Consider the following 6893-nt stretch of genomic DNA (forward strand, 5'->3'; position numbering starts at 1 on the left):
GGAAAAAAGCCTCTAAATTTTAAAATTTAAAGGCTTTTTCTGGATATACTTATAGCAAGTATCACTCCTTTTCGACCCACAATACCCACTCCTCCAACAATTAATTTAAATTTTTTGTAAGGACGATCTACAATCTCCGACAAAGCAGCAAAACAACAAATCAAGATAATACGATCATGAAAAAAATGTTCACGCTGCTTTTAGCATCCCTGTTTATTATTCGCGTAGTCTCTGCACAAAACGCGACTGAGTTTCACAAAAAACAATTCCACCTGGATGATTCCGGCTTAGCCATCAAGGGTTATGATCCCGTTTCCTACTTTACCGCCCATAAAGCTAAGGAAGGGGAAAAGGATATTACCCTGGTTACAGAAGGCATTACCTATCGGTTTACATCAGCACAAAACAGGGATCTGTTTAAAGCCAATCCTGCTAAATATCAACCACAATACGGCGGATGGTGCGCTTATGCCATGGGGGCAACCGGCGAAAAGGTAGATATCGATCCTGGTACTTTTAAAGTGCTTGATGACAGGCTTTACCTTTTCTTCAATAAATTTTTTAACAACACCAAAAAATCATGGGATAAAGACGAAAGCAATCTTAAAAGAAAAGCCGACGCCAACTGGGCAAAGATCACTCAGTAACCCACCCGATTACACACACTTAACCAAACAATTTATATGAAACGTACCATTCTTATCGCCTTTATCGCTTTTTTAGGAATAGCACAGGCAAGAGCACAAAAATCAGAAATATTTGCACCAGGCGGTAAAGCCATTAAAGGTTATGATCCCGTTGCTTTCTTTACAGAGTCAAAACCGGTGAAAGGTTCCGATAGCCTGAGTTATCAATGGAAGCAAGCCACCTGGCTTTTCGCATCCCGCAAAAACCTGGAAACATTTAAATCCGATCCGGATAAGTATACCCCTCAATACGGTGGTTATTGCGCCTATGGTTTATCTCAGGGGCACAAGGCACCTACTCAAACAGATACCTGGACCGTAGTAAATGACAAGCTTTATTTCAATTACAACAGCAAGGTGAAAGAATTATGGGTAAAAGATCAGCCAAGCCTGATCAAAACGGCCGATGAAAAGTGGCCAGGAATAAAAGATAATAACTAACCCATCATGAACACCACTACAAAAGGCCCTTTGGTATTAATTACTGCGGGGCCTACCCGGGAAGGCATTGACCCGGTCCGCTATATTAGCAATCATTCATCGGGCAAAATGGGTTATGCTATTGCCGAAGCTTTTTTAAACCAAGGCTGTACCGTTGTCCTCATATCAGGCCCTGTAGGCTTAACATTAGTCCATAAGAACCTTACTATTATTCACGTTCAATCGGCAGATGAGATGTTTGCCGCCTGTTTACCTTATTTCCAATCAGCACAAATCATAGTTTTCGCGGCGGCGGTTGCCGATTATAAACCAGCAGAAATTTTCACTTATAAGATGAAGAAATCGGCAACTGAATTTGAGCTAAAAATGGTTAAGAATGTTGATATCGCCTATGAATTCGGCCGGGTGAAAAGAGACGACCAAATCGCCGTAGGTTTTGCTTTGGAGACCAATAACGAAGAGCAAAACGCGGTACACAAATTATATAAAAAGAATTTTGATCTCATTGTGCTTAACTCAACCCAGGATAGCGGCGCTACCTTCGGTTTTGATACCAATAAGATCACCATCATCAATAAACATCTTGTATTTCAGCCCTTCCCGCTTCAGTCAAAACAAGAAGCCGGTCGCGATATAACCAATGCCGCTTTAAAGCTGGCAGCCAATCATACCCCTATCACTCAAGACCACTAAAAAACAACATCATGACCAATACACCCCTCCATATTTTAGCCTGGATATTGCGCCTTGCCGCCGCGATAATTATGCTCCAAACTTTATATTTTAAGTTTACAGCAGCCCCAGAATCAGTATATATTTTTTCGACCCTTGGTCTGGAACCCTGGGGCAGGATTGGGATTGGTTCTTTAGAACTCATAGCCTCCGTCCTGTTGTTAATTCCCAAAACTACCAGCTTAGGCGCGCTTCTGGCCGTAGGTATTATGGCCGGTGCACTATTGTCGCACCTCACCCAATTAGGCATCGTTGTACAAAACGACGGCGGACAATTGTTTGGATTAGCATTAGCCGTTTTCATCTGCTGTTCCATCCTCCTGGTGATATTCAGAAAACAGCTGGTGTCCTATATCCCATTTATTCACGCATAGGTAATCTAATCAATTTAAAAAATCATGAAACTTAAAAAGCCCATCATAAACTTATTGGAACAACTGGAGTTTGTTATTGACCATTTGACCAACGAACAATATACACAACCTGTAAAATTATTATCCCATTCAAGCATAGGACAGCATACCCGCCATATCCTGGAGTTTTTTATTGAACTGTATAAAGGTTACGAAAGCGGGGTGGTTGATTATGATAAACGGATCCGGAACCATGCTATTGAATCTGATAAAAACGCAGCCATTTCAACCCTATACCAAATAGCCGATAACCTGGCTAAGCCCGACAAGAGTTTTATTTTACAGGTAGAATATGAAACCGAGGCCGATCACCGGGCTGAAGTTGTGACCAACTATCTGCGTGAGCTGGTTTACAACATGGAACATACTGTTCATCACATGGCGCTCATCCGTATTGGGGTAAACGCCGTATCAGAGCTTGACATCCCCGAAGAATTTGGGGTTGCGGCCTCCACACTTAAATACAGGAAGGCATGTGCACAGTAACCTATGTTCCCGGTAAAGGTGGCTTCTTTTTGACCTCCAACCGGGATGAGCATATAACCCGCGGGATTGCGCTTGCCCCTGCAATTTATAATACCGGAAACGCCAAATTGCTTTATCCGAAAGACCCGGATAAGCATGGTAGCTGGATAGCCGCCAAGAATAATGGCGACCTGGTGGTATTGCTTAACGGCGCATTTGTAAAACATGCCAGACAAGAAAACTACAGCAAAAGCCGCGGAATTGTATTAAAAGAGATTATCGAAGCTGAGTCTCCTGTATATCATTACAACACTATAGATCTGAATGGGGTTGAACCTTTCACATTGATACTTTATAACTCGGGTGAATTGTATGAATGCCGCTGGGATGGGGAAGAAAAATATATGACATCAATAAGCACAAATGAAGCCCATATCTGGTCGTCAGCTACTTTATATGATCAAATGGCTGCCGGCAAACGGGAGAACTGGTTTAATGACTGGCAGCGGTCCGACTACCCTAAAACTACAAATGGTATCCTCCACTTTCACAAACATGCCGGTGAGGGGGATGAGAGAGACGGCCTGATTATTAACCGCGATGGAAAAATGAAAACAATGAGCGTAACCAACATCAGCGTAATGCATGGCAATATTACCATGACCTACGAAGATTTGAAAGCAAACAAACAATATATAAAGGACCTGGCTATTGAAAGCCCTATGAAGACAGGTCTGGCACCAAGGCTACCGCGCTTTTTTGCCATAAAACGCTTTTTCATCAGACTTTTTAACTGGGAATACTGGTCACTTAATTCGGTGTATGCCCCTATACTATTTTATTGGCTTTGGCTGAGTTTCAAATCCCGTTCGTTTTTCTTTTTCAATGCCGCGAATCCTCAAATCGAAAACGGGGGCTTTGCTATGGAAAGCAAATGGCTCATCCACCACCAAATACCCAAACTATACAAGCCGGAAACTTTTTTCTTTAAAGCAGGAACATCGGTAGCGCAAATAAAACAAGTTATACAGCAAGAAAATTTAAACTATCCCTTAATACTCAAACCAGATATAGGCGGCAGGGGGATACTGGTCAAGAAAATACACAACGATCCTGAACTAACTAAATACGTGCAATCCATGAAAGTTGATTTTTTAGTGCAGGCTTTTATTGCATATAAGCATGAGGTAGGAATATTTTATTACAGAATACCGGGCGAAGACAAAGGCCATATTTCAGGCGTTGTGGGTAAGGAGTTTTTAACCGTAATGGGCAACGGCCGATTAACTATCGCTGAATTGCTGGCCAAAGAACCACGCTATTTATTGCAGTTACCCGAGTTGATGATTACCCATGCTACAGAACTTCAGGACGTATTGCCATCGGGCGAAAAACGGGTATTGGTTCCTTATGGCAACCATGTCCGGGGCGCTAAATTTATCGATCTCGGTCACCTCATCTCGGATGAATTAACCCAGACTATTGATGCGGTTTGCAGGCAGATACCTGAGTTCTATTTCGGCCGGATGGATGTGATGTACAATACCTGGGAAGAACTGTGCCAGGGTAAAAACTTCGCCATTGTAGAGTTGAACGGCGCCGGCAGCGAGCCTACCCATATTTATGATCCCAAACATTCCATCTTTTTTGCCTGGCAAGAGATCATAAGGCATTGGAAGTTTTTACACCACATCAGCACCATCAACCACAAAAATAAAAACCTTAAATACATGACCTATGCCGAAGGCATGCAAATGTTAAAGGAGAATACGAACTATTTAAAACTGATCGCCTAACCATGTCAAGATATTTTAAATTATTTTTCGCCGCTTTTAGCATCAGTTTTATTGGGGCATTGCCCATAGGTACATTAAATACCAGTGTGGCCAATTATGCGCTCAATAATAATTTCATGGGTGCCTTTGAGTTTGGGTTTGCAGCCATTCTGGTGGAAGTAAGCCTGGTTAGGGTGGCTCTCTTTTTACTTGATAAGCTCGGCCATTTACAAAAGTTGTTCAGGTACTTAAGCGTGATATTTTGCTTTGCAATTTTGTACCTGGCTTATAAAAGCCTGGAGGCCGCTTTTCACATGCGAAATTTTGAGGATACGCTGCCATTTATAGGCATGCAGCCATTTTACTCGGGTCTGGCGTTGAGTTTACTTAACCCACTTCATATTCCGTTTTGGCTGGGTTGGACCGCCGTGTTAAAAGGCAGAAAAGTTTTGTATTCCAATACGGCTGATTACAATGTATATATATCCGCTATCGGTACAGGCACTTTCCTGGCATTCTTGATCTATGGCTGCGCCGGGAATTATCTCATGAACGTATTGAAAGTCCAGCACAATCTCATCAACTGGATATTGGGCTGTACCTTATTATTAACCGGGATAGTATTGGCCTATAAACTCATCTTCCGGAAGATCCAGCTAAAAATTGTATAACCTTCCATCTATAAAATTTAAATCAAATGAAAATCTTTCAGAAAATAATGATGATCGCGGCTGCTGCCGGATTGTGTTTCAGTATTGCCGCCTGCACCGGGCGATACAAGCCCATATTAAGTTCGCATGATGGTGTTAATTTTAAGACCATTTCTTTGGCGCAAGCCGAGGAAATTGCCAAGGCCGAAAATAAGCTCCTCTTTGTGTTTGCCCATGCCTCTTGGTGCCCCACCTGCAAAAAAATGGAGCAGGAAGTATTGGTTCAGAAAAAGCTGGGCGATGTTTATAATCAGCAATTTGTAGACGTAGCTATTGATATCGACAGCCCCGAAGGACACAAGCTAAACGACAGGTACAAGATCAGGGCAACACCGACTTTATTCTTTTTGAATGTTGATGGCAGTATCGCAAAAAAGGCCGAAGGCTTTATGACAGCCGAAGAGCTATTAGCGACGGCTGATGGCCTGAAATAAATAAAGTAGCAGAAGTGTTTACAAATGAGGCCTGTCACCCTGAGCTCCGTCGAAGGGTAGAGTGCAGAGGCCTGCCCACCATGCTTCGACGGAGCATGACAGCCATCAAAAGAGCCAGAGCCCTGTGCGATTCCTTCCCTCTGGAAGGAGAGGAAGGGGTTTATGGAACAGGGTAATCTTCGCACGTAGAAACCCCTCCCTACCATTACACCAGCCCTACGTGCCCCTCCCGTGGGGCTACTGTGTGGACACATCTTTTAGTTGTAATCTTGATAGAGTAGCCATCCTTCATAAACGTTATAGAATTTAGCCAGGCCCTTTTGCAAGACGATCGGGCCTGGTTTTCTTTGAGAAGTATACCCTTTCCAACCACCTATGCGTGCAATTATCCATGTTGCCCATTTCAGGGTGTTTACTTTTGCCGTGTTCTTTAACTTCTCTGTTGCCCCTTCCAACTTTTTGGCTATCATTTGTAAACATTTTTGTTCCTGGTGATCAAATACCTCATCTATAGATTGTTCATTATCATCCTGATATGCGAGCATCATCTGCAGGATACGCAGACTTGCCATCATCGCCAACAAAGTAAGTTTGCGTATAGCCCAACCTTGTTCCAGTTGAGATTTTTCGATTCTGAAGCCGTCTGTTTTAAGTAAACGGTGGATCTGTTCAATATGCCAGCGCTCTTTATACCAGCAAATGATCTGCAAGGCCTGTTCGGCTGTTGTTACTTCATGTGTGGTTAATATCCGCCAGTAAATACCTTTGTTTTGTTCAGCTGCCTCTACCACATATATTTCCTGAACGTTTGCCAATTGTTCATTTCTGCAGGAAACCGGCTTTAAAAGCTCAACCTTAGCCCATTTTAGCCCCATTCGAACAATACGCTTACTGCTGGCCTTTCTGATATCGCCCGCTACAGCAAGATCATAACTATACATAACAGGTAAGGCATTCAGGCAACCGCTTAGCTTTAATTTCCCGCTTATCAGCCGGTCATGATTAGAGCGGATCAGTAAATGTACTTTGTCTTTTTCAACTACGTCAAACAGATCGTAAATGTCGCTTTCCCGATCTGCAACGATGGTTATCGCATTTGCCTGCTCCAATAACGCTTTACTCTGATTGGCTGCCGCTATCCATTTATAAGATTCTTTTTCCTGGATAGGTAAATGCTGATAATCACGATCATGTTTCCCCGGAGTATCTGCGGGCCTTTCCCATGTTTTAATATAAG

Annotated in this window: 9 protein-coding genes; 8 read left to right on the plus strand and 1 reads right to left on the minus strand. The window is 42.8% G+C overall.

Going from position 1 to position 6893, the window contains the following annotated elements; genetic code table 11:
- Nucleotides 1–176 precede the first annotated feature (176 nt).
- From AB6735_RS01480 to AB6735_RS01515, 8 genes are read left to right on the plus strand one after another with little or no spacing between them, the layout of a single operon-like run.
- Entirely contained in the window at nt 177–647 is a 471-nt protein-coding gene (locus AB6735_RS01480; protein WP_370994039.1) for a YHS domain-containing (seleno)protein, read from the plus strand.
- A 36-nt stretch (nt 648–683) separates the two neighbouring features.
- The gene (locus tag AB6735_RS01485; RefSeq protein WP_370994040.1) at nt 684–1127 is read left to right on the plus strand and encodes a YHS domain-containing (seleno)protein; all 444 of its coding nucleotides are present in this window, start codon (nt 684–686) and stop codon (nt 1125–1127) included.
- A gap of 6 nt (nt 1128–1133) precedes the next feature.
- Nucleotides 1134–1820, plus strand: coding sequence for a phosphopantothenoylcysteine decarboxylase (locus tag AB6735_RS01490; RefSeq protein ID WP_370994041.1), 687 nt, complete (start codon nt 1134–1136; stop codon nt 1818–1820).
- A gap of 11 nt (nt 1821–1831) precedes the next feature.
- Entirely contained in the window at nt 1832–2233 is a 402-nt protein-coding gene (locus AB6735_RS01495) for a DoxX family protein (protein ID WP_370994042.1), read from the plus strand.
- 24 nt (nt 2234–2257) lie between these two features.
- Nucleotides 2258–2758, plus strand: coding sequence for a hypothetical protein (locus AB6735_RS01500; protein WP_370994043.1), 501 nt, complete (start codon nt 2258–2260; stop codon nt 2756–2758).
- Complete coding sequence (locus tag AB6735_RS01505) at nt 2746–4533, plus strand: NRDE family protein (RefSeq protein ID WP_370994044.1); 1788 nt, start codon at nt 2746–2748, stop codon at nt 4531–4533. Before AB6735_RS01500 ends, AB6735_RS01505 begins: the two co-directional genes overlap by 13 nt.
- Nucleotides 4534–4535: 2 nt before the next feature.
- A complete protein-coding gene (locus AB6735_RS01510; protein WP_370994045.1) occupies nt 4536–5183 on the plus strand; it encodes a LysE family translocator in 648 nt (215 codons plus the stop codon).
- A 26-nt stretch (nt 5184–5209) separates the two neighbouring features.
- A complete protein-coding gene (locus AB6735_RS01515) occupies nt 5210–5656 on the plus strand; it encodes a thioredoxin family protein (protein ID WP_370994046.1) in 447 nt (148 codons plus the stop codon).
- A gap of 257 nt (nt 5657–5913) precedes the next feature.
- On the opposite strand, the gene AB6735_RS01520 is transcribed toward AB6735_RS01515, so the two are convergent.
- Nucleotides 5914–6893 (minus strand): IS4 family transposase (locus AB6735_RS01520; protein WP_370994047.1); only part of this gene is annotated, 980 nt, incomplete at its 5' end.

Source organism: Mucilaginibacter sp. RCC_168, from assembly GCF_041355315.1.
In the GTDB taxonomy this organism is placed as follows: Bacteria; Bacteroidota; Bacteroidia; order Sphingobacteriales; family Sphingobacteriaceae; genus Mucilaginibacter.

Excerpts from the sequence above, each read along its gene's own strand:
- AB6735_RS01490 (WP_370994041.1), top strand. The coding sequence starts at position 1,134 with ATGAACACCACTACAAAAGGCCCTTTGGTATTAATTACTGCGGGGCCT.
- AB6735_RS01500 (WP_370994043.1), top strand. The coding sequence starts at position 2,258 with ATGAAACTTAAAAAGCCCATCATAAACTTATTGGAACAACTGGAGTTT.
- AB6735_RS01480 (WP_370994039.1), top strand. The coding sequence starts at position 177 with ATGAAAAAAATGTTCACGCTGCTTTTAGCATCCCTGTTTATTATTCGC.
- AB6735_RS01495 (WP_370994042.1), top strand. The coding sequence starts at position 1,832 with ATGACCAATACACCCCTCCATATTTTAGCCTGGATATTGCGCCTTGCC.
- AB6735_RS01515 (WP_370994046.1), top strand. The coding sequence starts at position 5,210 with ATGAAAATCTTTCAGAAAATAATGATGATCGCGGCTGCTGCCGGATTG.
- AB6735_RS01485 (WP_370994040.1), top strand. The coding sequence starts at position 684 with ATGAAACGTACCATTCTTATCGCCTTTATCGCTTTTTTAGGAATAGCA.
- AB6735_RS01505 (WP_370994044.1), top strand. The coding sequence starts at position 2,746 with ATGTGCACAGTAACCTATGTTCCCGGTAAAGGTGGCTTCTTTTTGACC.
- AB6735_RS01510 (WP_370994045.1), top strand. The coding sequence starts at position 4,536 with ATGTCAAGATATTTTAAATTATTTTTCGCCGCTTTTAGCATCAGTTTT.